The sequence below is a fragment of the Actinomycetota bacterium genome, assembly GCA_030776625.1.
In the GTDB taxonomy this organism is placed as follows: Bacteria; Actinomycetota; CADDZG01; order CADDZG01; family WHSQ01; genus MB1-2.
This window is the reverse complement of the sequence record JALYHL010000008.1, coordinates 21,523-44,534: the sequence shown is the minus strand read 5'-3', so window position 1 is coordinate 44,534 and position 23,012 is coordinate 21,523. Positions and strand designations below refer to the sequence as shown.

The window sequence follows — 23,012 nt, the reverse complement described above, 5'->3', positions numbered from 1 at the left end:
CATGCCTACGTTCAACCTCGATGGCTTCAAGATCTCCTACGAGCAGCGCGGGCGTAAACAAGGGGCGGCCGAACGTCCGATCGTTCTGATCCACGGACTACTGCTTCCTAGGAACCACCACTACCCGCTTGCAGACGCCCTGGCCGAGCGCGGGAACCGCGTGATCCTGATCGACCTGTTGGGCCACGGCGCGAGCGACCGGCCTCCGCACTCCCGCTACTACTCGATGGAGATCTTCGCCCGGCAGGTTGTGGCGCTCCTCGACCGCCTCGGCCTCGAGGAGGCGGTCATCGGCGGCACCTCGTTGGGGGCGAACGTGACCCTAGAGGTGGCCGCGTACGCGCCGCAGCGCACCAGAGCGATGTTCATCGAGATGCCCGTGCTCGAGCGGGCCGCGCCTGCCGCCGCATCGATCTTCCTGCCGCTCACGATCGCGTTCGCGGAGGCCACCCAACCGATCCGGATCGCGGCTCGACTGTTCCGCGCTATCCCCCGCAACTTCGGCGTCTACGGGAACGTCTTGCTCGACGTTCTGAGCGCCGACCCTCTGGCTTCCGCGGCCGTGTTGCACGGACTTCTCACAGGCCGCCTGGCTCCACATCCGGATGAGCGCTCCAAGCTCGATCAACCGGCTTTGATCATCGCCCACGACCGGGACATCCTGCACCCGTTCTCCGACGCAAGAGCTCTCTCGCGCGAGCTACCGAATGCCGAGCTGGTGCACGCGAACTCCTTCTTCGAGCTCCGCTTCCCGCCGAACCGGCTGTCTGATCTCCTCGCGGATTTCCTCGACGGGGTGTGGCTGTGACGCGCCGGACAACGCCCGATCCCTGCGTCGTAGTCATCTTCGGGGCGTCTGGCGACCTGGCGAGCAAGAAGCTGCTACCTGCGCTCCACAACCTGCAGGTGGAAGGACTGATCCCGGATGCGACCGCGCTCCTCGGCACCGCACGCACCGAGTTCAGCGACGAGCAGTTCGCGGCCGACACCCGGAGAGACCTCGAGGAGAACTCGCGGATCAAACCAACAGACGAGTCGTGGGAGACCTTCGCGTCCGACATCTTCTATGTCCCGGGCGACATCGACGACCCCGGGCTTTACGCACAGCTCAAGACGAAGCTCGAGGAGATCGACGAGCACTGCGGAACCGGCGGGAACAGGGTCTGGTACCTGTCGACGTATCCGGGGATGTTCTCCACGATCGCCGACGGGCTCGGCAAGCACGGTTTGCTCGATACGCGCGGCTGGCACCGCCTCGTGGTGGAGAAGCCGTTCGGCGAGGACCTCCAGTCCGCGCGCGAGCTGAACGCGGACCTCCGGCGCTCGTTCTCCGAGGACCAGATCTTTCGCATCGACCACTACCTCGGGAAGGAGACGGTTCAGAACCTCCTCGTGTTCCGCTTCGCGAACGCGATCTTCGAGCCGATCTGGAACCGGCGCTACGTCGACAGCGTCCAGATCACGTTCGCGGAAGACTTCGGCGTCGGCACGAGAGGCAAGTTCTACGAGCAGACCGGAGCTCTTCGCGACGTCGCGCAGAACCACCTGATGCAGCTGTTCTCGCTGGTCGGGATGGAGCCTCCCGTCGCATGGGATGCAGACGCGATCCGCGACGAGAAGGTCCAGGTCCTGAAAGCGGTTCGAAGGTGGACGCCCGAGGAGTGCGGCGAGGTCGCGGTGCGAGGGCAGTACGCCGGCTACCGCGACGCCGACGGGGTAGACCAGCACTCGGCGACCGAGACCTACATCGCTATGAAGCTCAGGGTCGACAACTGGCGCTGGGAGGGCGTTCCCTTCTATCTCCGCACCGGCAAGTGCATGGCCGAAACGCTCACTGAGATCGCGATCCAGTTCCAGCGCGTGCCACACCTGTTGTTCGCGAAGACGGCGGTCGAAGAGCTCGAACCCAACGTCCTCGTGATCCGGATCAAACCGGACGAGGGGATCTCTCTCACCTTCGGGACGAAGGTTCCGGGCCCGGAGGTCGAGGTGCGCACGGTGGACATGGAGTTCGACTACGAGAGCGACTTCGGCTCCGGCAGCGCGGAGGCGTACGAGCGGCTGTTGCTGGAATGCATGCTCGGCGAGGCGACGTTGTTCACCCGCTCCGACGAGATCGAGCAAGCCTGGGAGATCGTCGATCCGATCCGGGAGCACTGGGCGCAGGGAGGCCGCCCCGCCACGTACCAGCCCGGGAGCTGGGGGCCGCGCTCCGCGGACGAGCTGCTGACGCGCGACGGCCGCTCCTGGAGAAGAGGGTGACGCAGCTCGGGGTCGAGGTCTTCCCCACCGCGTCCTATGCCGCGGATGCGGCCGAGGCGATCGCACGCGCGCTGCCGGGTGAGGGCTCGCTCGTCCTCACCGGCGGAACCACGGCGGCGCGGATCTACAGCCACCTTGCGCAGGTCGCTCCCGCTCACATAGCCAAGTTAGAGGTCCTGTTCTCAGACGAGCGCTCCGTTCCGCCGGAGCACGAGGAGAGCAACTTCAAGATGGCGAACGACCTCCTGCTGCAGCCGCGCGGTATCAGGACCGTCCACCGGATGCGCGGGGAGGACCCGCCCGCCAAGGCGGCGGCCGCGTACGGTCGGTCGATCGCGCCCGTGGTTCAGCGGGGGCTGGATCTCGTGCTCCTCGGCATGGGAGCGGACGCCCACATCGGCGCGATGTTCCCCGGCTCCCCCGCGCTGCACGAGTCCCAGCAGCTGTGCGCGGCGGTGGATCGCCCCGATGGGATGCAGGGCCTGACGCTCACTCCGCCGGCCATGCGCAGCGGACGCAAGGTCTTGCTGCTCGTCGCGGGAGAGGGCAAAGCCGCGACCGTGCGCCGGGTCATCCACGGTGACGAACCGGTAGAGCGCTGTCCGGCCCGCCTGCTGGCAGACCACTCGGACGCGACCTTCCTGCTGGACGAGGCCGCCGCCTCCGCCCTCTAGTCGCCGGAAGCTTGGCCGAGCGTCAGCGACGCGGCGACCACGTCAAGGATCCTCTTCTGGAACCGGACGACCTTCTTCGTTGCCGCAGGTGTTCGTGTACTCCTCCTCCGGCATCTGAACGACGTATTGCTGGAACGATCGAGACAGCGTCGCGAAAGTGTACTCGAGACCCTCGACGTCGAGGTTGCTGACGCAGTGCAGGTGCGTTCCCTTAGCGCCGACGGGGTCCGCGTAGAAGCCGTTCATCACGTCGTGCTCGGGATGTTTCCGCGATGAGGTGGGGTCTGCTCCCCCTTGGCTCCCGACATGCTGCAGGCCAAGGCAGTGCCCGTACTCCTGCGCGTTCACGTTGTACATGTCGGCGTAGGTGAAGCTCTGGATGAACATCTTCGAGTTGTTCACGACGCACGGCTCGGTGCGAAGGGCAAATCCCAGCACCGGTCCCTTGTTCTCATCGGTGACGACGAGGATGTCCGGCTTGGCTTGAGGTGGGATCTGATCGCGTCCGAGGACGTATACGTCGGCGCGAAAGGTTCTCTTGAGCCGCTTGGAGCCGAACATGCGGATACCGAGGTTCCATTCCTCGATCGAGTCCTCGACCGCTCGGAGGTAGCTGTTGAACGGCGTGGCCTCGTTGGGGTCTCCGCCGTTCAAGATCCCGTCTCCGTTCGCGATCTGGCCGTGGTTCGGAGGAACGATCACCACGGTGAGCCGCGACTTGGTCCACATGTCGAGGGCCGGCAGCTCGTAGAAGCCGTCTTCGTGGTCTGCCAGCGCCCCCTGCGCGAGCGGCGCCAACAGCACGAGGACCGACATCGCCGCCATCCAGAGCTTTCGCACGTGTCCCCCCAGGTCTGACGAACAGCATACGAGCCTCCGCCGGCGGCTCCGTTCCTCTATTCGTCCACATCGCCACCGCTCCTGCCGATGGGAGCAACCAACGTTGGCGTAGTCGATGGTCGGAAGGTAGCACTACGGGCGGGAGTGAGTCCGTAGAATCGCGTCGAAGTGTGTGAGCTGCGTAGGGCGACCCGTGGAGGCATCGCTGCGCTTGTCGCAGCGACCTTCGTCTTGTCAGCCGCGGGCACTGCTGTAGGCGAGACCGAGCGGTTGCCGTTCGCACGTAAGGACAGTCAACGGCGGGGACCCGCCGAGCGACCTTACGCCGCGATGGCCACGAGTCGTTCTGAGTTGCGGGACCTGTGGAACCACTTCAACCAGCGCGGAGACCTCCCGATCATTCGATTCAACCGCAACGTTGCGATCCTGGCGTCCCTAGGAGGTTCCGGGTCGTGCGGGGTGCGGTTGCACGACCTGCGTCTGAACCGCGTGAGGAAGGTAGTCGTTGCTCGGCTGTACGGGGTCGATCCAGGTGAAGGCGCTGGATGCACGGACGACTATGTCCTCTACACCTTTACCGTGGCCGTGAGCCGCGCTGATCTCGAGCCGCTAACGCCGGATGATCTGCGAGTGCGCAGACGGGAGATCGCAGACCCCGACCCCGGGTAGGCCCGGAGTTTCCGGAGAGTGACTGGGAGCGGTTGCTGCCGGCGCGATCGTGAGCAGCACCTTTCGTCCAGGCAACCGTCTCGGCGACGTGTTCGTCTGATGGCTGTGGAACGAGCGCTAGTGACCATGGTGGTCGTCATAGGTCTCGTCGCCGCCGGTTGCGCTTCTGGCCCCCCCAACCGTGACACGGCGCGTTCAGCGCCGACGTCCTCGCCCTCACCTTCTTCCGTCACCGACAGCCCAGACCCACGCGATCGGCCGCAACGGCCGCAGTCCCCGGCCTCGCCTGCGCCTCCTGTCCAGATCGGCCACTTGCCCCCCGCCGGCTTCGCGGTTGGTCACAGATCTAGCGTCATCCTCGTCGGGGTCCACGGCGACGAGCTCGAGCGCCTGCGCGGGTACCAGATCGCCGGCAATAGCGACAACAGTGGCGTGTGGTTGCAGCAGGCACGCCACTACTTCCGTCTCGATGCAGACCATGGAACGCTTGTGCCCGTGCGACGCTCCCTTGCACGAGAGCGCATCTACGGCGGGGGCTCGGAGCCGGACCTCCCGATCCCGCCGGGTGGCCGCTATCGCGGCATGACGGTCGGGAGATGGAACTACGTGATACCCGGACCCGCCGGCCGCACGCTCGCGCAGTGGTCGGGTGAGTGCGAGGTGCCCACCGCTTTCTGGGTGGAAGGCACGAAACCGGTGGTGTTGACGACGGGACAAGAGAAGCTCTCGGGACCCGCGTCGATCGCGCTGGGTTGGGGCAGTGACGGCAGCGCGTACGCGTACGTGGGAGAGGGGTACTGCGGGGGCCGAGGCAGCCCGCCCGGCATCTACGCCTTCACTGCACCGGCGCAGGCACGCTTGGTCTACAAGACTCCGCCCGGCGCATACGTGGACATGTGGTGACCTTCCTCCGTCGGGGACAACATTTACGGGTGGGAAATCGTCGTGAAACAACCCCGAAACACCCGCGTCGGATGGTCGCCCCAGACAGTCGACTTCCCTAACAGGTCGCAGGAAGGGGTGATCGGTGGACACGGGCGATACCGCTTGGGTTCTTGCGTCCACGGCGTTGGTGCTCTTCATGACGCCGGGGCTCGCGTTGTTCTACGGAGGCATGGTGAGGGCGAAGAACGTGCTGGGCACGCTGATGCACAGCGTCTTCGCGATGGGCCTGATGGCGATCCTGTGGGTGATAGTCGGCTACACGCTCGCGTTCGGCACCGACGTCGGCGGTTTGATCGGCGGGCTCGACTTCATCGGCTTCCGCGATGTCGGCGCGGAGGCTCATCCGGCGGGGCTTGGCGCGACCATCCCACACTCGTTGTTCGCGACCTTCCAGATGATGTTCGCGGTGATCACGCCCGCCCTCATCACGGGTGCGTTCGCGGAACGGATCAAGTTCTCCGGCTATGTCGCGTTCATGGCGGCGTGGCTTCTGCTCGTCTACGCGCCCGTCGCGCACTGGGTGTTCCACCCGGACGGCTGGCTGTTCAAGCTCGGCGCGCTGGACTTTGCGGGCGGCACGGTCGTCCACATCAACGCAGGTATAGCGGCGCTAGCCGTTGTGCTCGTCGTGGGGAAGCGGCGCGGGTTCGGCAAGGAGGCATTCGTCCCACACAACCTGACGATGACCGTCCTTGGCACCGGGATCCTGTGGTTCGGCTGGTTCGGGTTCAACGCAGGTAGCGCGCTGGGTGCGAACGGTCTCGCGGCTTCGGCATTCCTCGCCACGAACCTCGGAGCCGCGGCAGGTGCCCTGGGGTGGGCGCTGATGGAGTCCCGCAAGCAGCGCAAGGCGACGACGCTGGGCGTCGCGTCCGGCGCGGTCGCCGGGTTGGTCGCCATCACGCCGGCGGCAGGATTCGTGGAGCCGATGGGTGCGATCGCGATCGGGCTCGCCGGCGGGCTCGTGTGCTCATGGGCGGTCGGTCTGAAGTTCCGCCTCGGCTATGACGACTCGCTCGACGTCGTGGGCGTTCACCTGGTCGGCGGCATCGTCGGCTCCCTGTTGCTAGGGGTCTTCGGGACCGTGGCGGTCAACGAGCTCGGAGCCGACGGGGTCCTCGCCGGTGGCGGGCTCACGTTGATCGGCAAGCAGATCGTCGCGGTCTTAGCGACGCTCGCGTTCTCGTTCGTGGTCACCATGGGGATAGCCCGGGTGGTCGAGGCGACCGTCGGGCTGCGGGTCTCGGAGGAAGACGAGATCGCGGGCCTCGACCTCAGCCAGCACACGGAGGTCGGCTACGCGATCAACGAGACGGCGGGATCCTTCGCGCCTCGGGCCGATGCCGCTCCGGCTCATGCTCCGGCGGCCTCCCACGTGGCGGTGACGCAGGGAGGTGGCGCATGAAGCTGGTCGTCGCAGTCATCAAGCCCTTCAAGCTGGACGAGGTGAAGGACGCTCTGGAGTCGATCGGGATCCGCGGCATGACGGTCAGCGACGCCCGCGGGTTCGGGCGCCAGAAGGGCCACACCGAGATCTACCGGGGCGCGGAGTACCAGGTGGATTTCGTTCCCAAGACGCGCATCGAGATCGCGATCGACGACGACCAGGTCGACGATGCGGTCAAGGCGATCGTCACGAGTGCGCGCACCGACTCGATCGGCGACGGGAAGGTCTGGGTTCTGGGGGCCGAGCAGATCGTTCGCATCCGAACCGGCGAGAAGGGAACGGACGCGATCTAGGCGCCCGCTGAAGATGCTGGACACTCTTCGCGCCGTCCGCGGGCTACGGCTCGCGGACGGTGGCGCGCCGGCCCGGCACCGGGCATCACTACTAGACCAGGCGTTGGCCAGACTGACCGAGGATGTTCTAGGTCCGCATCCGACGATCGCGCTGGTGGCGACCGGCGGCTACGGCCGCGGGGACCTGTCACCGCATTCCGATGTGGATCTCCTGCTACTCGTGCGCAGCGCGCGCGAGGTCCCGGCCGCCACGGTACGAGGCCTTCTTTATCCGCTGTGGGACGCGGGGTTCGAGGTGGGGCACGCGGTGCGGACGCCCAAAGAGGGCGTTGAACGCGCTGGCTCCGATCTCGACGCGGCGACCGCGCTCCTCTCCAGCCGCTTCGTGGCGGGTGAACGGGATCTGTACGAAGAGCTCGTCGACCGGCGGCGGCGCTGGCTCGCTCATGACGCGAAGAGCCTGACCCGGCGCATCAACATCGCGACGCAACAGCGGCACGCGGCTGTGGAACGCGCGGGATGGGTGCTGGCGCCGCATCTCAAGGAGGACGCGGGCGGACTCAGGGACGTGCACCGTGCGTACTGGCTCAGCGCGCTCTCTGCCGAAGCCTCTCCGCCGGAGGCCTTGAAAGAGGCGGAAGATGTGCTGCTCGCGACGCGTGAAGCTCTCCACGCACACACGAACAGGCGGCAGGACCGCATCCACATCGACCTGCAGCCGGCGGTCGCGCGCGTCCTGGGGATCGAGGGTGACGATGCTCCGCGGATCTTGATGCACGAGCTTCACTCCGCTGCCCGTTTGGTCGAGCACCACAGCGCTCTGTTCGCACAAGAGCTCACGGCCCGGTTGCTCGGAGGGCCGAAGAGAAGCGGGTCGCGACGGGTGCTCGGCTCCTCGACCAGGCTCGACGACGGCACCCTGAAGCTGCACGACGCGACGCCGCCCTCGACCACGTCTGCGCTCGAGTTGCTCGCGCGCAGAGCTCACCTGAACAAGCCGGTCTCGCCACAGACGATCGGGGTACTTGCGACCACGTTCGCGGAAGCCCGTCCGCCGGAGTGGAAACCGGATACCCTCGCAGCCTTCCTCGACCTGCTGCGCGGCCCCCACGTCGTCGACGCGCTGGAGCTGATCGACCACACCGGCGGCTGGAGGGTGTTGATCCCGGAGTGGTTGCGCGTCAGAGCTCTTGCGCAACACGACCCGTATCACCGCTACACCGTGGACGCGCACCTGTTCGTCACCGTGGCCGAACTCGCGACCGTGGTCCGGGATGATCCCGTTGCGGCGCGCGCCGCCACCGAGGTGGGAGATCTGGACGACCTCCGGCTCGCCGCCCTGCTGCACGACATCGGCAAGGGCTCGGGCGAGGATCACTCCGTCGCAGGCGAGCGTCTCGCGCGAGCCGTCTGCGCGCGGATCGGCATGGATGCCGCGCGCACGGAGCGGGTCGCGCGGCTGGTGCGCCATCACCTGACGCTCGTCGACACCGCCACGCGCCGCGACCTGGACGACGGGGGCGTTATCGCTGCCGTGGCCGATGCGATCCCCAACCCCGACGACCTTCGTCTGCTCTACATCCTGACGGTGGCGGATGGCCGCGCCACCGGTCCCGACGGGTGGAGTGAGTGGAAAGCCGCCCTCGTCCGCGACCTCTACAAGAAGACGTTGATAGCCCTGGAAACGGGAGCTCTCCCGACCCGTAGCGACGTGCGCGCGAGGGCGGAGGAGGTAGAGGCGTTTGAGCCCGGACTCGCGGGACGGGCGCTGGACGTCCTGGAGACACTTCCACCGTCGTACGTCGCCTCGACACACCTCCTGGAGATGGTCGACGACCTTCGCCTGTTGCTGCAGCCACCCCGGCGTGGCGACATCCGCTACCGGGTGGACGAAGGGACCGAGCCCGGGCAATCCGCGCTGACGGTATGCATCACGGATCGTCCAGGCGCGCTCGCGCGCACCGCGGGGGTGCTGTCCCTACACCGGCTCTCGGTGCTTCGGGCGCAGGCGTTCTCCTCCACGCGAGGTCTCGCTCTGCAGAGGTTCGTCGTCGGCGGTGAGGTCGCCCGCGACTGGCGCGGCGTCGCGGCAGATCTCGAGGCCGCCTATTCCGGGCGACTCGCCCTGGAGGCGCGTCTGGAGCGGAAGATCCGCGAGTACGGCAGCGGCCCCGTGAAACCTCAGATACGGGTGTTGCAGGAGACGTCGGAACACTCGACCGTTATCGAGGTACGGAGCGGAGACGCGCTCGGGCTCCTGTACGGGATCGCGGCGGCGTTGGGGGACCTCGACCTCGACATCCATGTGGCGAAGATCGACACCTTGGGGAGCAGGGTGGTCGACGTCTTCTACGTCCGCGACGCCGCTGGTGCCAAGTTGGCGCCCGAGCAGGTCGCCGAAGTCAGACGTGCCGTCGCCCACAGGCTGGCTCGCCTTTACGGCGCCTGACCTGCTGCCAACCAGAGCAGGCGAATAAAGCAGCAGGTGAGGGGTAACAACCGACCCATGCCACATACAACCGAGCGGCAGGTCGCTGGTCGCTACGTCCTGCGCGACCAGTTGGGCAAGGGCGGGATGGGGACCGTGTGGCGCGCCACCGACAACGTCCTGAAACGCCAGGTCGCGATCAAAGAGGTGAAGCTTCCGCCGGCCCTCTCTGAGGACGACTCGAGCGCGATGAAGAACCGCGTCATGAGAGAGGCCCAGACCGCGGGGAGGCTCAGTCACCCGAACGCGGTGACGGTCTTCGACGTCGTAGAAGAAGGCGGCACCACGTTCATCGTGATGGAGCTCGTAGACGCGCCCAGCCTCGACGACCTCGTCAAGACACAAGGCGCGCTGGCGCCGGAGCGGGTGGCTTCGATCGGCCGGGACGTGCTGGACGCTCTCGAGGCGGCGCACGGGTACGGCATCACGCACCGCGACGTGAAGCCGGGCAACGTCATGATTACCCCAGAGGGACGAGCCAAGCTTGCGGACTTCGGCATCGCGTCTGTCAAAGGAGATCCGCGCCTCACCGCTACGGGGCTCCTACTGGGCTCTCCGTCGTTCATGGCTCCCGAGCAAGCGAGTCAGGACACCTCCGGCCCCGAGTCGGACCTCTGGGCGCTGGGCGCGACGCTGTATTACGCCGTCGAGGGGGAGGCGCCGTTCGATCGCGGCGCTGCGATCCCGACGCTGACCGCGGTGGTGCACGACGAGCCTCGTCCGATGACGAGAGCCGGAGCGCTCGCCCCCGTGATCGCGGCGCTGCTCTCGAAGAACCCAGCGGACCGTCCGGAGGCCGCGCGGCTGCGGACGCTGCTCCAACAGGTTGCCTCCGGGACCGAGACCGACACGGCACCCGACACAAGAGCCGCAACGGCGGTAGCCGCGGCCGCGGCGGCCACGATGGTCGACGAACGGAGCGGAGCGACCAGGCCGCGACCCCAACCGCAGCGCATCCATTCACGTCCCGCCCCTCGAACAGACCCTCGCAGCGATTCCCGCCCCTGGTTCGCCTGGCTCGCGGCTCTCGTGGTGCTGGGGCTGCTCGCCGCCTTTCTCATCCCGAAGCTGGGCGGTGGGGACGACGCCACCGAAGAACCAGCCGGTCAAGGCCGGCGCGGAGGCGCAGCGGCCGGTGCAAGGGAACCCGCCGAGGACACGGCCGAAGAGGTGGCCGCACCGGCAGACGAAGCCGACGACGCGGCCCCTGCGGACCCCCCGGCGGAGGCGACGACCACCTACGAGGACCCCGCGGTGGGTTATCAGATCTCGTATCCCAGCGGGTGGGATGTCGTCCCGCTCGATACGCGCACCGACTTCAAGGAAGCCGGCACCGGCAGGTACCTGAGGATCGACTACACCGAGACCCCCGGGCCCGACGCGTACGACCAGATAGAGCAGTCGGGAGAGCCGAGCTTCGCCTCGCGCCACCCGGACTACGAGCGGGTGCAGCTGACCGAGACCACCTTCGCCGGGACCGACAACGCCGCTCTGTGGGAGTACACGTACGAGGGCCAGCACGCCTACAACCTTCAGTTCGTCACGGCCGACGGCGAATACGGCTTCGCGCTGAACTTCCAGACACCCGAGGACCAGTGGGATGAGTCCCAGGACCTGTGGGAGAGCTTCAAAGCCTCATTCGTACTGCCATAGAGCGTAGAGCGACGAACTAGTCAGAAAGAGGCACCGGATCGCTCAAGCTATAGCCCGGTCCCGCCGAATACCTATGTAGCAACGAGAAGGTCCCGACGAAAAGGCAAACCTGTGGCAACGCAGGGGCGCAAAGCCAGGGGCCCCTCCCGGACGGAGGGGTAGCCCAGCTACCGAACTGGGAGGTTCGCTGTGTCTGTTTTCAAGCGGTGTCTCACCGCCTCGCTCGCCAGCCTCTTGCTGGCGACCCTGATCCCCGCCGGAACAGCCTCGGCTGCGTGCTACAGCCCCAACCGCGCCGAGCGGAAGTTCGCCAGCTTGATCAACATCGCCCGCACCAGCGTCGACAACCTGCGCCTCGACCCCGAGCTGTCCAAGGCGGCCAAGGTCCACACCCGCGAGATGGTGCGCGCGAACAGCCTGTACCACACGCCCTCTGACACGCTGCGCCGGCGGGTCACGAACTGGTCCACCCTTGGCGAGAACGTCGGCGTCGGCGGCGGAGTCGCCTCACTGCACGACGCGTTCATGAACTCGCCCGCCCACCGCGACAACGTCGTCTACCCCAGCTTCCGCCACGTCGGCGTCGGCGTCATCAAGAAAGACGGCCGGATGTGGGTGACCGTGATCTTCGAGGCCCGAAGCGACCCCGGCAGCCCCCTCTGCTAAGAGCGACCTAGAGGACCATCACACTCCCTGTCTCCCAGCAGGGCCATAGCAAGGCGAAAGACCCTCGACCTCCCAGCGGGGGTCTTTCGCGTAGCTCCCGCCGCCTCCCGCCCGGAACTACGGGTCGACGACGAAGCGCAGCTCTGGGCTCGGCGACCTCGGGTGATCGGCATCGCCGGGGAACCACGTAAGTGCGCGGTAGCTGCCGCCACTGGGTTGCGGCAAGACGTAGTCCACTCGGTACCCACTGGCGTCGTCGAGCGTCAGCTCCAGCTTGGACAGCAACGTGTAGGTGCCGTCTGGGTTCACCCGGCTGACCCGCAGAACCACAGGATGCCCGTCGTGCGACGGCCTGACGTTGCCGAACAGCGGCACAGACGTCGTTCCACTCGGGAACCGCGCCACACCGGTGACATCCGGCGTTCCGCCTTCCGTCTGCAGCGTCACCTCAGGCCGGACCTTGACGGCCGCGACGTCGCTGCTGGCGCCCCACGTCATGGTGTCTCCGTCGTAGATCGCCAACACCTTCGAGTTCTTCTTCGGGGTGATGGTCAGCGCGTACGAACCGTCTGCCGCCGTAACGGTGCTGGGTCCGGCCGTCCAGAGCCCGCCCGCCACCTTCACGTACGAACGGATCGCGCGCGCCGGCATCGGAGCGCCCGCTTCGTCCGTGAGCGCTCCTGTAAACGTGGCGCTCTCGCCGAAGCGGATCGCGGGCGCGGTCGGGGCCAGAGTCAGCTGCGTCGAAAGCTTCCCGGCCCCCATCGCGGCCTTCGTGTCTTTCCGGATGGCTGGCAACGCCGCGTACACGAAGTTGCCAGGACACTCGGTGTATCCGGCGTCGCGATGTCCAGCGATGTACGGGAGCTTCTTGCGGGTGCCCGTCTCGGGGTTGCTATAGGTATGCGTCCCCTGTGGATCGAGGTTGTGGCGGTCCGCCTCCCACGCGAGGAGCTCGGCAAGCGACCGGCGCGCCGCGGGCGGCAGCTCTACCTGCGAGTAGTTGCCCATGAGGCTGATACCGACGCTTCCGGAGTTGTAGCCGGAGACGTGCGCGCCGGTGACGACGCGGCCGTCGCGGCTCTCGGAATCGTGATGTTCGAAGGGTGCGTAGTTGCGCGCCCAGCGCCCTTCGAAGACCCTGCCGTCGGGCGAGATGACGAAGTTGTAGCCGATGTCACACCAGCCCTGGCGGACGGTGTGATACCAGTAGATCGCTCGCATCGTCGCCTTCGGGTGCGTGTCGAAGTTGCTGCCGGCGGTGTGATGGACGAAGAGCTGTTGGACCTTGTAGAAGGTCCTCGTACACCCACCGCTCGTGCTCTTCACGGACTCGTCGGCGCCCCATTCGGCTCGCGTGACGATGTCGGGCGTGCCCACACCCGCCTCTGCCAGCGCAGGAACCTGCTGGAGGTAGCGCTCGCCGTCGAGCGTGTTCAGGTAATCGAGGATCACCGGGCCCATCGACGCGCCTCCACGCTCGACGCCCTGCCACACGATCCCCAGCGCGCGATCGAGCGAGATCACCCCGCTGAAGTGCTGATCCCCGCGCTCTGCGTCGTGAGCCTGCGGAGCCCGCTGCCACTCGCCTCTGTGGCCACTCGCCGAGATCTCGCGGAAGCGCACGCCGGTCCCTTCATCTCCGACCCACGAAAAGCCGATGTGCGTGGCGGGGAAGTGGAAGGTCACCGCCTGGGGGGCTTGCGCCGGCAGACCGAGCGCCCGCGTGGCGGCCATCGTTCGAGGGATCGAGATCGTCCGCGCGGGGGCGGCGAGCGCGGGCACCAAGACCGCGGCGAACACCGCTATCACCACGACCACCTTCAACCACCGCTGCTCCGCCACCCGCATACAGCGACCTACGCTAGAACACTCCTCCACCACAAGGCACCCTTTCCCGCGCTTTTGTCCATTAGGTCGAACGAGCGCCCCCGTTCGTTGCTTGCGCCGCTTAAACACGTCCGGCCCCGGTCCCGGAGGCGAAACGTCGGGTCGAGGAGCGCTATTCCTCACCTGAACACTCCTATAGGAGTGCTATAAGGGTGACATGGATGAGACACGGTTGGCCCCGGCCGCCCCAGCCTCGCGCGCGGCCACCTACGCGGCACGGGTCACAGGCACCGCCTGGTGGTCCCTGCGGTTCCTCTCCGCCCTGTTCCTTTTCGTAGGGGCCCTGCAGGTGATGAAGATGGGTGCGGCGAGCCTGAGCGTCCTGAACAACGACGGTTTCCTCGTGAACAACGCCGCGTCCACGTTCGGCTTGGGCTGGGTCGGCGCGCTTTTCGTCCTCTCAGGTTCGCCCGTAGCTGCGTCGGCCCTCACGCTAGTCGCCGCTGGCTCCATATCCGATGCCGAGGGGTTCACGATGCTCACCGGCTCGCGCCTCGGAGCTGCCTTCGTCGTTCTCTTGGTGGCCGTGATCTACGCATTGCGAGGCGGTGAAGGAAAGCGCATGGCGCCCGTTTCGACCGCCGTAATCGCCCTCTCGGCGACCGCGCTCATCTACGTGCCCGGCGGCCTCCTCGGTTACACCCTGCTCCGTTGGCGTCCCTTCCGCAGCATCGATGTCCAGTTCCCGGCGCAGTTCACGGACCTGATCGACTTCATCTACGCCGATCTTCTGGCCAAGATCGAGAACCTCCCCGCCGCGCTCCTGTTCGTGGGTGGACTCGCCATTCTCCTCGTGGCATTCAAGCTGATCGACACCGTGGTGCCTGAGTTGAGCGACGAGACCATCGAAAGCTCCCGAATGTCCTGGCTGAAGAGCAAGTGGCCGATGTTCGGTCTGGGCAGCCTCGTCGCGCTCGTGGCGATGTCCGTTTCGGTGGCACTGGCGGTGCTGGTCCCGCTCGTCGCCAAGGGGTACGTCAAGAGGGAGAACATCCTTCCGTACATCATCGGGGCGAACATCACGACGCTCGGGGACACCCTTCTGGCCGCGTTCTTGTTGAACTCGCCCCCGTCCATCCGGATCGTCCTCGCGAGCATCCTCGGGACGACGATCGTCAGCTTGATCCTGCTCCAGTTCGCCTACCCGTCGGTGAAGTCTCAGGTATGGCGGTTCCAACGACAGGTCGTGGGCAGTAGAGCGCGTTTGGCGGCATTCACCGGAGCCCTCTTCCTGATCCCGGTCTCGATCATCGTCCTCGCAGGGATCACATGAGCAAGCGGGAAGGGACCGAGACGCAGGTCACCCTCAAGATCCCGAGGCCGCTGTACGAGCAGCTGAAGCAGGTGATCAGCGGCTCGGGCTTCCACTCCGTCACGGAGTTCGCGGTCTACGTGCTGCGAGACCTCGTCTCCCACCATGGCGGGACCGGCAAGGGCCCGATCGCGCCCCGCCAGGACGAGCCCGCCTCCGTCGACGTAGACCCTCTGTCGCCGGAGGAGATCGAGGCCATCCGGCAGCGTCTCCAGTCGCTGGGATATCTGTAGCCGCCTACTACTTGAGTAGTCGTCTTCAAGTACACTCCGGCCCCTATGGGGGGCAACTCAAACAGCGGGAACCTGGTCGAGTTCGACCACGTCAAGAAATCCTTCGGCTCGAACGTGGTGCTGGACGACATCAACCTGGACATCCGCCAGGGCGAAGCGATCGTGATCGCCGGGCCGTCTGGGTCGGGCAAGTCGACGATGCTGCGCTGCATCAACGGGCTGGAGACGGTGGATTCGGGCGACGTCCGATTCGACGGCCGGTCGGTCGCCAAAGCGGGCAAGTCGATATACGAGCTGCGCGCTGACATGGGGATGGTCTTCCAGTCGTTCAACCTGTTCCCTCACAAGACGGTGCTCCAGAACATCACCCTGGGTCCGACGGAGGTGAAGGGGGTCTCGGGCGAGGAGGCGAAGGAGCGTGGAGTAGCCCTGCTCGAGCGGGTCGGTATCCCCGAGAAAGCGGACGCGTATCCGGCGGATCTGTCCGGAGGACAACAGCAACGCGTAGCCATCGCGCGCGCCTTGGCGATGGAGCCGAAGCTGATGCTCTTCGACGAGCCGACCTCGGCGCTGGACCCTGAGATGATCCGGGAGGTCTTGGACGTCATGAGGGACCTGGCGAACTCCGGCATGACGATGGTCGTCGTCACGCACGAGATGGGGTTCGCGCGTGAGGTGTGCGACCGCATCATCTTCATCGACGAAGGAAAGATCGTCGAGGAAGGCCCGCCCGACGAGTTCTTCACCAACGCCCAGAGCCAGCGAGCGAAGGACTTCGTCGACAAGATCCTGCACCACTAAAGGGAGATAGAGAACCATGTTGAGTCACGGAGTCGTGGCTCAGAAAGGGGGAGGTTGAGTGCGCAGTATGGAGAGGTGGAAGTTGTTGATCGCGGTCCTCTCGTTGCTGGCGCTCGTCGGCGTCGCGTGTGGCGACGATGGCGGCACGGGCACCGGCGGTGACACGGGTGACACTGCAAGTCAGCCCGAGCACGAGGTAGAGGAGTTCCCGGCAGACACCACGATGGGCAAGATCCAGGAGAAGGGCGAGATCATCGTCGGAACGAAGTTCGACGTCCCGCTGTTCGGCTTCAAGAACCCGCAGACGGGTGACGTCGAAGGTTTCGACCCCGACATGGCGCAGATCATCGCGGACCACCTCGGCGTGGAGCTGAAGATCGAAGAAGCCATCTCGGACAACCGCATCCCGTTCCTGCAGGAAGGCACCGTCGACCTGGTGTTGTCGACGATGACGATCACCACGGACCGCGATGCAGAGATCGACTTCTCGCGTCCCTACTACATTGCCCACGGCCGGATCCTGACGGCGAAGGACTCGGGTATCGAGGGCGCCGAGGACACCGCGGGCAAGAAGGTGTGCACGGCGCTGGACTCGACGTACCAGACGGTGGTCCTGCCCGAGCAGATGCCGGACGCAGACCCGAAGATCGTCGACTCGTACTCCGAGTGCTTCGCGCTCCTGCAGAAGGGCCAGGTCGACGCGATGGTGACCGACGACGTGATCCTGGCCGGTTTCCTGCAGCAGGACCCCAGCCTCCACATCGTGGGCGAGGAGCTGACAACGGACCCGTACGGCGCCGGCGTTCAGGACAAGGACACCGAGTTCGCCGAGTTCGTTTCGGGTGTGATCGAGGGGACGTTCGAGGACGGCACGTGGCAGGAGCTCTACGACAAGTGGATCGGGAAGTACACGGGTCAAGAGGCCGAAGATCCCTCCACGCTAACGCTGGAGGACGCACTGGAGATCTACCCGTGCTCGGAGACCTGCTAGCCAGTTCCCAAGCCGCAACGACTGCATAAAGGAAGCTGAACGATGGGTGAATTCTGGGAGGTGTTCCAAAGGCACCTCCCAGAATTCCGCTCGGGCTTCTTCATCACGTGCCGGCTCGTCGCGATCTCGTTCGTGATCGCGATGGGTATGGGCACGATCATCGCTGCATTCCGGGTAGCGCCCGCCAAAGCGCTGCAGCGCATCGGGACCGTGTACGTGGAGTTCTTCCGGAACATCCCGCTGCTGGTTCTTATCTTCATCTTCTTCTTCGGGTTCCCGCAGGTCTTCAACATCGGTCCCTGGGTCGCGGGAACCCTCGCGCTGGGTCTCTACACCTCGGCCTACATCGCCGAGACGCTTCGGTCGGGGGTATTCGCCGTCGGCAAGGGGCAGATCGATGCGTCGTTGTCCTTAGGTCTCACCTACCGCCAGACCTTGCAGAAGGTCGTCCTCCCGCAGTCGTTCCGGACGGTGATCCCGCCGTTGGGGAACCTGATCATCGCCATGATCAAGAACTCCGCGATCCTGGGCGCGTCCGCACTCGCCATCCCCGACCTGCTGAAGACCGGGCGCATCACCGCAGCGCTGACCGCTAACGCCCACGCGTCCTTCTTCTGGGCCGCTCTGGGTTACCTGATCCTGACGGTGACCGCGACCTTCATAGTTCGCTACCTCGAGAAGCGTCTGGCGATCCGCCGGTGATGGACTACCTGTTCGCGCCCGACCGCTGGGAGTGGCTGTTCAGCGGCAACAGCTTCCGGTTCCTGCTGGACGGCCTCATCGTCAACATCGAGCTGGCGCTGATCGCGATGGCGCTGTCATTGACCATAGGGCTGCTGCTCGCGCTGGCGCGGATCGCCAAGAACCCAGTGATCAAGGGGCCGGCGGGGATCTGGATCGACGTCTGGCGCAACCTGCCTTTGATCTTCATCCTTCTCTACCTCGCGCTCAGCCTGCCGGCCTCGTGGAAGCAGGCATACCAAGACGTCGCTCCCACGTGGCTTCCCGAGGCGTTCCAGAACGGGCGCATCCTCGCTGCGATCATCGGGCTCACGCTCTACAACTCCGCCGTGATCGCCGAGATCATGCGCGCGGGCATCCAGTCGCTCGAGAGAGGGCAAGGTGAGGCGGCCTCTGCGTTGGGGCTCCCCTACTGGAAATCGATGCGCCTGATCATCCTTCCCCAAGGACTCCGTCGGATGGTCCCGGCGACGGTCTCGCAGCTGATCACGCTCAACAAAGACACGACGCTGATAAGCATCCTTTCGATCCAGGAGGTCATGCGCCACGGGCGGATCCTGGGAAGCTGCCTTCCCTTCACCTGCGGAGTCGAGGTCCCACTGCTTCAGGTGTTCCTCGTCGTGGGCACGATGTTCGCCATCTTGAACTACGGCCTGTCGAGGCTGTCCAAGCGGCTCGAGATCAAGCAGCGCCAGACGACCGGCATCGAGGTCGAAAGGGTGACGGGTCTGGAAGACCAGGTGGCGCTCGACACCGACACCAGGTAAGGCGTCGTCATGCCACCCCGCGTTTCATCGCTGTGCGTCCTCGTCATCCTGCTTACCGCGTGTGTGCCGCCCGAACCGGTGCTGGACCTCTCACGCCCCTATGACGAGGAGACCGTGATGGGCGAGATCCAAGCCCGCGGCCACCTCGTGATCGCGGTCGCAGACGACGCCTACCCGTTGGGCTATGTCGACCAGAACGACGAGGCGCAAGGCTTCACGGCCGAGCTCGGTCGCTACCTCGCCGACACCTTGGGGGTCGAGGCCCGCTTCATCACGGGATCGTCCACGCAGTTGTTGGAGCTGCCGGAAGAGGAACGGGCGGACGTGGCTTTCCCCGCGGTCCCGATCACGGAGGCGAGCGTCCGCAAACACCAGTTCACGGACCCCTACTACGTCTCCCACCAGCGACTTCTGACGCCGTTCGACGGAGCGCAGACGGTGGAGGAGCTATCGGGAAAGGTGTGCTCCTTCGCAGACGAGGAGACGCAGGTGAGCCTCGACGAACTGAACGAGGACCTCGATATCACTGCTGCCGACCCCTTGACGTGCCTGTCGATGTTGAAGAAGCGCCGTGTCGTGGCGGCCACAGGCTCGGACTTCCTGCTCGCCGGGTTGAGGCTGTCGTCTCCCCAGCGCTTCCAGGTTGTGGGAGACCAGCTGACGACGGAGGGCATCGGCGCCGTCATCGAGCGAGGGGCCGCGGCCTGGACGGACTACGTCAACGGCGTCTTCTTCCTTGCGGAGCAAGAGGGCGTGTGGCAGGACGCCTTCGACGACAGCATCGGCCTAGGGCTCGGCGTACAGGTAGACCCACCCGTCATCACCGCGGAGGAAGCGGCCGCTTTATATCCGTCGGACCTGTAGCCCGCTCGGCGGCCAAACCCGCTCTGGTCATAGAGCTTGGTGCATGAGATGGTCTTCCTATGACGGAAACAAGCGATCGCGCCAGGCGCGTTCTGATCGTGGACGACGACGAGGAGATACGCCACGTCTTGCGTCTGATGTGCGAGACCAACGACATGACGGTCGTAGGTGAAGCGGCGAACGGGGTCGAAGCGGTATCGATAGCACTCCGCGAGCAGCCTTCGATCGTGATCCTCGACTACATGATGCCGCGCCTCGACGGCGCCGGCACGGCGGAGCTGCTCAGGAGCATCTCGCCTGAATCCAAGATCGTCGCGTTCTCCGCGATGCTGGAGAAGCAACCGGAGTGGGCGGATGCCTATCTGAACAAGGAACGCGTAACGGAGCTCATGCCGTTGCTGCAAAGCTTCATCCGATAACCTCTCGCCCATGGCGAAAGACTCGAGCTTCGACGTCGTATCCGAGGTCGATCTGCAAGAGGTCCGCAACGCGGTGGACCAAGCGTCACGTGAGATCTCACAACGTTTCGACTTCAAGAACACGGGATCCGCTGTCGAGCTGACGGAGCAGGGAGATAAACCCACGATCGTCGTGCGGTCGAACACCGAGCAGAAGGTGAAGGACTGCGTGAAAGTGCTGGAAGAGAAGCTCGTGAAGCGGAAGATCGCGATCAAGGCGCTGGATCCCGGAAAGATCGAGCCGGCCGCGGGCGGAACATCGCGGCAGACGCTCACGATCAACCAAGGCATCTCAACCGAGAAGGCGAAGGAGATCGTGAAGTTCGTCAAGGACATGAAGACAAAGGCGCAGGCGTCGGTTCAAGGCGACCAGGTGCGAATCACCTCGAAGTCGCGCGACACTCTCCAGGAGATCATCGAGGCGCTGAAGTCGAACGACTTCGGCATCCCTCTGCAGTACACGAACTACCGGTAAACAGGCAGGACTTCCCGCCGACGCGGATAACCCCGCTGCAACTGGGTACCGCTGTCCCAGAGGCCGCGACACAAGGAGTCGACACATGCTCGCCGACAAATCCGTAGAAGACGTGTGCCCGGAGTGCGGCGAGACGATGGAGGTCGTCCGCGACTACGGGATGACGGGTCAGGCCCTCGAGTGCAACAGCTGTGGCTTCTCCAGGGAAGAGATCGAGCTACGCAAGACGACGCTCTCCAACCCCTAGCGCCGGTTTTGAGCGCGCGTGTGGTCGCTATACGACCATTCGAGCCCTCAGAACCTCGGCGCTAGCGGAGGTTCGAGAACACCGCGTCGATCGTGCCGGAGGAAGATGCCCCCGGGCATACACCGGATTCCGCCATGCCCGGACCCTCCCAGATGAAGACGAGTACCTCGACACCCGGCTTCACCTTGATCGGCTTATCGGTCTTTCCGCAGATGTCCACGGACTCGTCCGGCATGTTGTCGCCGTCGATGTCCTGGGTGATCGAGGCGAACACGAGGGCACCAGTGGAGTCGTTGATCGTCAGGCTGACGTACTTCTCACCCTGCGCCAACGGAAAGGGGATGCAGCCGATGGTGCCCCGTGCACAGAGGCCGGCTCCTGGGACACCGATCGCGGGCAGCTCGTAGGCGCCCGAGGCCTTGCGGGTGTTCTTCTTCGCCGGTCCCGCCCCTGCGTGAGGGAGCGCGACGGCGGCGATCAAAAGCACCACGCTCAACACAACCGTCATCGTCTTGCGCATGTCAGCCTTCCTTGAAGTCCTACGGAGGAGGATTAGGGGCCGGGCTCGCCGCTCCTGCCTGAGCTCATCAGCTCCAGCTGAAACAGCTCCTCCAGCTGGGCGATGGTCTCGGCCGGGTTTCGGTGCAGCACGGTGGTCATCCCAACCGTTTGGGCTGCGCGGAGATGACCCGGGTGGTCGTCGACGAACACGCACTCCTGCGGGCGGAGGTCCAGCTTCCCGGTTGTGAGCTCGAAGATGGCCGGGTCGGGCTTGCGCAGCCCTACCTCGCCGGAGATGACGACCACGTCGCAGACCTCCTCGAGGACCGCCCTCGGGTACAACTCGAGCCCCCAGGAGTTCGAGAGCAGGGCGGTCTTGACCCCCGCGGCTCTGGCTCTCCGCACCGCGTCGACCATCGCCTCTTCGATCTGGAGTCCACGGAAGAGGCGGCTCACCAGGCGCTCCGGGTCCACTTCTTTGCCGGTCGCCTGCGCCAGACGCTGCGCGAACGCCAACGCGAACTCCGCGTCTCCCATCTCGCCGCGCTCGAAACGAACCACCAGATCGTCGCCCTCCTCTGTATATGCGGCAAGCGCGACGCGGACCAGGTCCTGCAACTCGATCCCGTGCTCCTCGGAGAAACGCGCCATCGCGTCCTGCAGAGGCGTCGTCAGGACACCTCCGAAGTCGACGATCAGTGCCCGGTACGCGTTCATGCCGCCGCGACCTCGAGAGCCCGGCGGGCGAGCAACGGAACACCCTCCTCCATCTGGGCGAAAAAGGGGTCGTCGGTCATACCGCCTAGGTGGCGCGCATACGAGCCCTCCAACAGGATCGCAAGCTTCCAGATCGCCAGTACCTGATACCAGCTCAAGTTGTCGGTCGCGCGGCCCGTGGCGTCGCGATACCGCGTCACCAGGTCGCCGCGCCTCATGAAGCCCGGGAGCCGCGTGACGGCGGCGGTGCGGGCGAACAGGTCGTCGGTCGGATCCGATGGATCGATCCAGAACGAGGTCATCCACCCCAGATCCGCCAGCGGGTCACCGAGGGTGGACATCTCCCAGTCGAGGATCGCCAGCAATCGCGCCGGCGGAGTCGGGGCGAACATGACGTTGTCGAGCTTGTAATCGCCGTGAACGACGGTCGTCGGCGGCGACTCCGGCAGATTCTGCCGCAACCACTCCCCCACCTTCTCGAGTTCGGGCAAAGGTCTCGTGAACGGAAGGGTCAGCTCGAGTTGGCCCGTCCAGCGGCGCAGCTGGCGCTCGAGGTAGCCGGTCGGCTTCCCGAAGGAGTCGAGGCCGCAACTAGCGGGATCTACCGCGTGAAGCTCGACCAACGCGTCCACCAACTCCTCGCCGACGCGACGCCGATGTTCTTCGTCGAATCCCGCCGGAAGGCGATCGCGGATGACGATCCCCTGGACGCGCTCCATGAGATAGAAGGTCGCGCCGATGACGCTTTGGTCCTCACATAGACACAGCGGCTGCGGCACCCGCACCGGCGTCCCGTAGAGAGCCTGCATCACCCGGAACTCACGCGCCACGTCGTGCGCCGACGGCAAGAAAGCACCCAGTGGAGGACGTCTCAGCACCATCTCCTGAAGGCCACCCCTCAGGATGATGAAGGTCTCGTTGGAGTGGCCCGCTTGATGTCTCTGAACGACGAGGTCGGCCCTGCTGTGGAAGTGCTCGTTCAGATAGTCCGTGAGAGCTTGCTCGTCGACCAGCTGCGGAAGCTCAGGCACGTGATTTCTTCATGTAGGACCTCTGTGGGTTAAGTACGCTGCAGCGC

The 23,012-nt window shown here is 65.5% G+C and carries 25 protein-coding genes and 1 riboswitch; of the genes, 20 read left to right on the top strand and 5 right to left on the bottom strand.

The features are described from left to right. Position 1: 1 nt before the first annotated feature. From M3N53_12560 to pgl, 3 genes are read left to right on the top strand one after another with little or no spacing between them, the layout of a single operon-like run. Positions 2-808 (top strand): alpha/beta fold hydrolase, encoded by an 807-nt coding sequence (locus M3N53_12560; protein ID MDP9069160.1) that lies wholly within the window; start codon positions 2-4, stop codon positions 806-808. Beyond that, positions 799-2,262 carry a glucose-6-phosphate dehydrogenase gene (gene zwf, locus M3N53_12555; protein MDP9069159.1) on the top strand — a complete coding sequence of 488 codons (1,464 nt, stop codon included), beginning with the start codon at positions 799-801 and terminating at the stop codon, positions 2,260-2,262. Before M3N53_12560 ends, zwf begins: the two co-directional genes overlap by 10 nt. Further along, the gene (gene pgl / locus M3N53_12550; GenBank protein MDP9069158.1) at positions 2,259-2,936 is read left to right on the top strand and encodes a 6-phosphogluconolactonase; all 678 of its coding nucleotides are present in this window, start codon (positions 2,259-2,261) and stop codon (positions 2,934-2,936) included. The genes zwf and pgl overlap by 4 nt, the downstream gene beginning before the upstream one ends. Before the next feature lie 42 nt (positions 2,937-2,978). Here pgl and M3N53_12545 read toward each other — a convergent pair whose 3' ends face one another. Then, positions 2,979-3,776: a hypothetical protein gene (locus M3N53_12545; GenBank protein ID MDP9069157.1), complete on the bottom strand. Its 798-nt coding sequence runs from the start codon at positions 3,774-3,776 to the stop codon at positions 2,979-2,981. Between the two features lie 330 nt (positions 3,777-4,106). Here M3N53_12545 and M3N53_12540 point away from each other — a divergent pair, with 330 nt between their 5' ends. The 7 genes from M3N53_12540 to M3N53_12510 all read left to right on the top strand — a co-directional run bounded on the left by M3N53_12540 (position 4,107) and on the right by M3N53_12510 (position 11,937). Further along, a complete protein-coding gene (locus tag M3N53_12540) occupies positions 4,107-4,445 on the top strand; it encodes a hypothetical protein (GenBank protein MDP9069156.1) in 339 nt (112 codons plus the stop codon). A gap of 312 nt (positions 4,446-4,757) precedes the next feature. Then, the gene (locus tag M3N53_12535; protein MDP9069155.1) at positions 4,758-5,348 is read left to right on the top strand and encodes a hypothetical protein; all 591 of its coding nucleotides are present in this window, start codon (positions 4,758-4,760) and stop codon (positions 5,346-5,348) included. A 178-nt stretch (positions 5,349-5,526) separates the two neighbouring features. After that, positions 5,527-6,795, top strand: a complete 1,269-nt coding sequence (locus M3N53_12530; GenBank protein ID MDP9069154.1) for an ammonium transporter — start codon at positions 5,527-5,529, stop codon at positions 6,793-6,795. Then, positions 6,792-7,130: a P-II family nitrogen regulator gene (locus M3N53_12525; protein MDP9069153.1), complete on the top strand. Its 339-nt coding sequence runs from the start codon at positions 6,792-6,794 to the stop codon at positions 7,128-7,130. Before M3N53_12530 ends, M3N53_12525 begins: the two co-directional genes overlap by 4 nt. Before the next feature lie 103 nt (positions 7,131-7,233). After that, the gene (glnD, locus tag M3N53_12520; GenBank protein MDP9069152.1) at positions 7,234-9,579 is read left to right on the top strand and encodes a [protein-PII] uridylyltransferase; all 2,346 of its coding nucleotides are present in this window, start codon (positions 7,234-7,236) and stop codon (positions 9,577-9,579) included. Positions 9,580-9,636: 57 nt separating this feature from the next. Then, a complete protein-coding gene (locus M3N53_12515) occupies positions 9,637-11,271 on the top strand; it encodes a serine/threonine protein kinase (GenBank protein ID MDP9069151.1) in 1,635 nt (544 codons plus the stop codon). 92 nt (positions 11,272-11,363) lie between these two features. Further along, a riboswitch (cyclic di-GMP riboswitch) is annotated at positions 11,364-11,446 on the top strand. Between the two features lie 14 nt (positions 11,447-11,460). Next, positions 11,461-11,937 carry a CAP domain-containing protein gene (locus tag M3N53_12510; protein MDP9069150.1) on the top strand — a complete coding sequence of 159 codons (477 nt, stop codon included), beginning with the start codon at positions 11,461-11,463 and terminating at the stop codon, positions 11,935-11,937. 117 nt (positions 11,938-12,054) lie between these two features. Here the strand turns inward: M3N53_12510 and M3N53_12505 are convergent, their stop codons facing one another. Further along, positions 12,055-13,788, bottom strand: a complete 1,734-nt coding sequence (locus tag M3N53_12505; GenBank protein MDP9069149.1) for an N-acetylmuramoyl-L-alanine amidase — start codon at positions 13,786-13,788, stop codon at positions 12,055-12,057. 196 nt (positions 13,789-13,984) lie between these two features. Between M3N53_12505 and M3N53_12500 the strand changes: the two genes are divergently transcribed. The 10 genes from M3N53_12500 to M3N53_12455 all read left to right on the top strand — a co-directional run bounded on the left by M3N53_12500 (position 13,985) and on the right by M3N53_12455 (position 20,716). Next, positions 13,985-15,100, top strand: a complete 1,116-nt coding sequence (locus tag M3N53_12500; protein MDP9069148.1) for a hypothetical protein — start codon at positions 13,985-13,987, stop codon at positions 15,098-15,100. Next, a complete protein-coding gene (locus M3N53_12495; protein ID MDP9069147.1) occupies positions 15,097-15,372 on the top strand; it encodes a CopG family transcriptional regulator in 276 nt (91 codons plus the stop codon). Before M3N53_12500 ends, M3N53_12495 begins: the two co-directional genes overlap by 4 nt. Before the next feature lie 72 nt (positions 15,373-15,444). Further along, positions 15,445-16,173 (top strand): amino acid ABC transporter ATP-binding protein, encoded by a 729-nt coding sequence (locus M3N53_12490; protein ID MDP9069146.1) that lies wholly within the window; start codon positions 15,445-15,447, stop codon positions 16,171-16,173. A gap of 67 nt (positions 16,174-16,240) precedes the next feature. Next, positions 16,241-17,164 carry a glutamate ABC transporter substrate-binding protein gene (locus M3N53_12485; protein ID MDP9069145.1) on the top strand — a complete coding sequence of 308 codons (924 nt, stop codon included), beginning with the start codon at positions 16,241-16,243 and terminating at the stop codon, positions 17,162-17,164. 42 nt (positions 17,165-17,206) lie between these two features. After that, positions 17,207-17,866, top strand: a complete 660-nt coding sequence (locus tag M3N53_12480; protein MDP9069144.1) for an amino acid ABC transporter permease — start codon at positions 17,207-17,209, stop codon at positions 17,864-17,866. After that, on the top strand, positions 17,866-18,672 hold the full coding sequence (locus tag M3N53_12475) for an amino acid ABC transporter permease (GenBank protein MDP9069143.1): 807 nt from the start codon (positions 17,866-17,868) through the stop codon (positions 18,670-18,672). The genes M3N53_12480 and M3N53_12475 overlap by 1 nt, the downstream gene beginning before the upstream one ends. Positions 18,673-18,681: 9 nt before the next feature. Continuing rightward, on the top strand, positions 18,682-19,536 hold the full coding sequence (locus tag M3N53_12470) for a transporter substrate-binding domain-containing protein (protein MDP9069142.1): 855 nt from the start codon (positions 18,682-18,684) through the stop codon (positions 19,534-19,536). A 59-nt stretch (positions 19,537-19,595) separates the two neighbouring features. Next, a complete protein-coding gene (locus tag M3N53_12465) occupies positions 19,596-19,955 on the top strand; it encodes a response regulator transcription factor (protein MDP9069141.1) in 360 nt (119 codons plus the stop codon). Positions 19,956-19,965: 10 nt separating this feature from the next. Then, positions 19,966-20,469, top strand: a complete 504-nt coding sequence (locus M3N53_12460; GenBank protein MDP9069140.1) for a YajQ family cyclic di-GMP-binding protein — start codon at positions 19,966-19,968, stop codon at positions 20,467-20,469. Positions 20,470-20,554: 85 nt separating this feature from the next. Further along, positions 20,555-20,716: a hypothetical protein gene (locus M3N53_12455; GenBank protein MDP9069139.1), complete on the top strand. Its 162-nt coding sequence runs from the start codon at positions 20,555-20,557 to the stop codon at positions 20,714-20,716. Between the two features lie 61 nt (positions 20,717-20,777). On the opposite strand, the gene M3N53_12450 is transcribed toward M3N53_12455, so the two are convergent. From M3N53_12450 to M3N53_12440, 3 genes are read right to left on the bottom strand one after another with little or no spacing between them, the layout of a single operon-like run. Beyond that, positions 20,778-21,236, bottom strand: a complete 459-nt coding sequence (locus M3N53_12450) for a hypothetical protein (protein ID MDP9069138.1) — start codon at positions 21,234-21,236, stop codon at positions 20,778-20,780. Positions 21,237-21,268: 32 nt separating this feature from the next. Further along, the gene (locus tag M3N53_12445) at positions 21,269-21,934 is read right to left on the bottom strand and encodes an HAD family phosphatase (protein ID MDP9069137.1); all 666 of its coding nucleotides are present in this window, start codon (positions 21,932-21,934) and stop codon (positions 21,269-21,271) included. Then, positions 21,931-22,965: a phosphotransferase family protein gene (locus M3N53_12440; protein MDP9069136.1), complete on the bottom strand. Its 1,035-nt coding sequence runs from the start codon at positions 22,963-22,965 to the stop codon at positions 21,931-21,933. The genes M3N53_12445 and M3N53_12440 overlap by 4 nt, the downstream gene beginning before the upstream one ends. Positions 22,966-23,012: the final 47 nt, after the last annotated feature.

Bases quoted from the DNA above. Each gene is read 5' to 3' on its own strand.
- M3N53_12500 (MDP9069148.1), top strand. From the start codon at position 13,985: ATGGATGAGACACGGTTGGCCCCGGCCGCCCCAGCCTCGCGCGCGGCC.
- M3N53_12480 (MDP9069144.1), top strand. From the start codon at position 17,207: ATGGGTGAATTCTGGGAGGTGTTCCAAAGGCACCTCCCAGAATTCCGC.
- M3N53_12470 (MDP9069142.1), top strand. From the start codon at position 18,682: ATGCCACCCCGCGTTTCATCGCTGTGCGTCCTCGTCATCCTGCTTACC.
- M3N53_12445 (MDP9069137.1), bottom strand. From the start codon at position 21,934: ATGAACGCGTACCGGGCACTGATCGTCGACTTCGGAGGTGTCCTGACG.
- M3N53_12460 (MDP9069140.1), top strand. From the start codon at position 19,966: ATGGCGAAAGACTCGAGCTTCGACGTCGTATCCGAGGTCGATCTGCAA.
- M3N53_12505 (MDP9069149.1), bottom strand. From the start codon at position 13,788: ATGCGGGTGGCGGAGCAGCGGTGGTTGAAGGTGGTCGTGGTGATAGCG.
- M3N53_12495 (MDP9069147.1), top strand. From the start codon at position 15,097: ATGAGCAAGCGGGAAGGGACCGAGACGCAGGTCACCCTCAAGATCCCG.
- M3N53_12475 (MDP9069143.1), top strand. From the start codon at position 17,866: ATGGACTACCTGTTCGCGCCCGACCGCTGGGAGTGGCTGTTCAGCGGC.
- M3N53_12560 (MDP9069160.1), top strand. From the start codon at position 2: ATGCCTACGTTCAACCTCGATGGCTTCAAGATCTCCTACGAGCAGCGC.
- M3N53_12450 (MDP9069138.1), bottom strand. From the start codon at position 21,236: ATGCGCAAGACGATGACGGTTGTGTTGAGCGTGGTGCTTTTGATCGCC.
- M3N53_12540 (MDP9069156.1), top strand. From the start codon at position 4,107: ATGGCCACGAGTCGTTCTGAGTTGCGGGACCTGTGGAACCACTTCAAC.
- M3N53_12485 (MDP9069145.1), top strand. From the start codon at position 16,241: ATGGAGAGGTGGAAGTTGTTGATCGCGGTCCTCTCGTTGCTGGCGCTC.
- M3N53_12525 (MDP9069153.1), top strand. From the start codon at position 6,792: ATGAAGCTGGTCGTCGCAGTCATCAAGCCCTTCAAGCTGGACGAGGTG.
- M3N53_12465 (MDP9069141.1), top strand. From the start codon at position 19,596: ATGACGGAAACAAGCGATCGCGCCAGGCGCGTTCTGATCGTGGACGAC.
- M3N53_12530 (MDP9069154.1), top strand. From the start codon at position 5,527: ATGACGCCGGGGCTCGCGTTGTTCTACGGAGGCATGGTGAGGGCGAAG.
- M3N53_12455 (MDP9069139.1), top strand. From the start codon at position 20,555: ATGCTCGCCGACAAATCCGTAGAAGACGTGTGCCCGGAGTGCGGCGAG.
- M3N53_12515 (MDP9069151.1), top strand. From the start codon at position 9,637: ATGCCACATACAACCGAGCGGCAGGTCGCTGGTCGCTACGTCCTGCGC.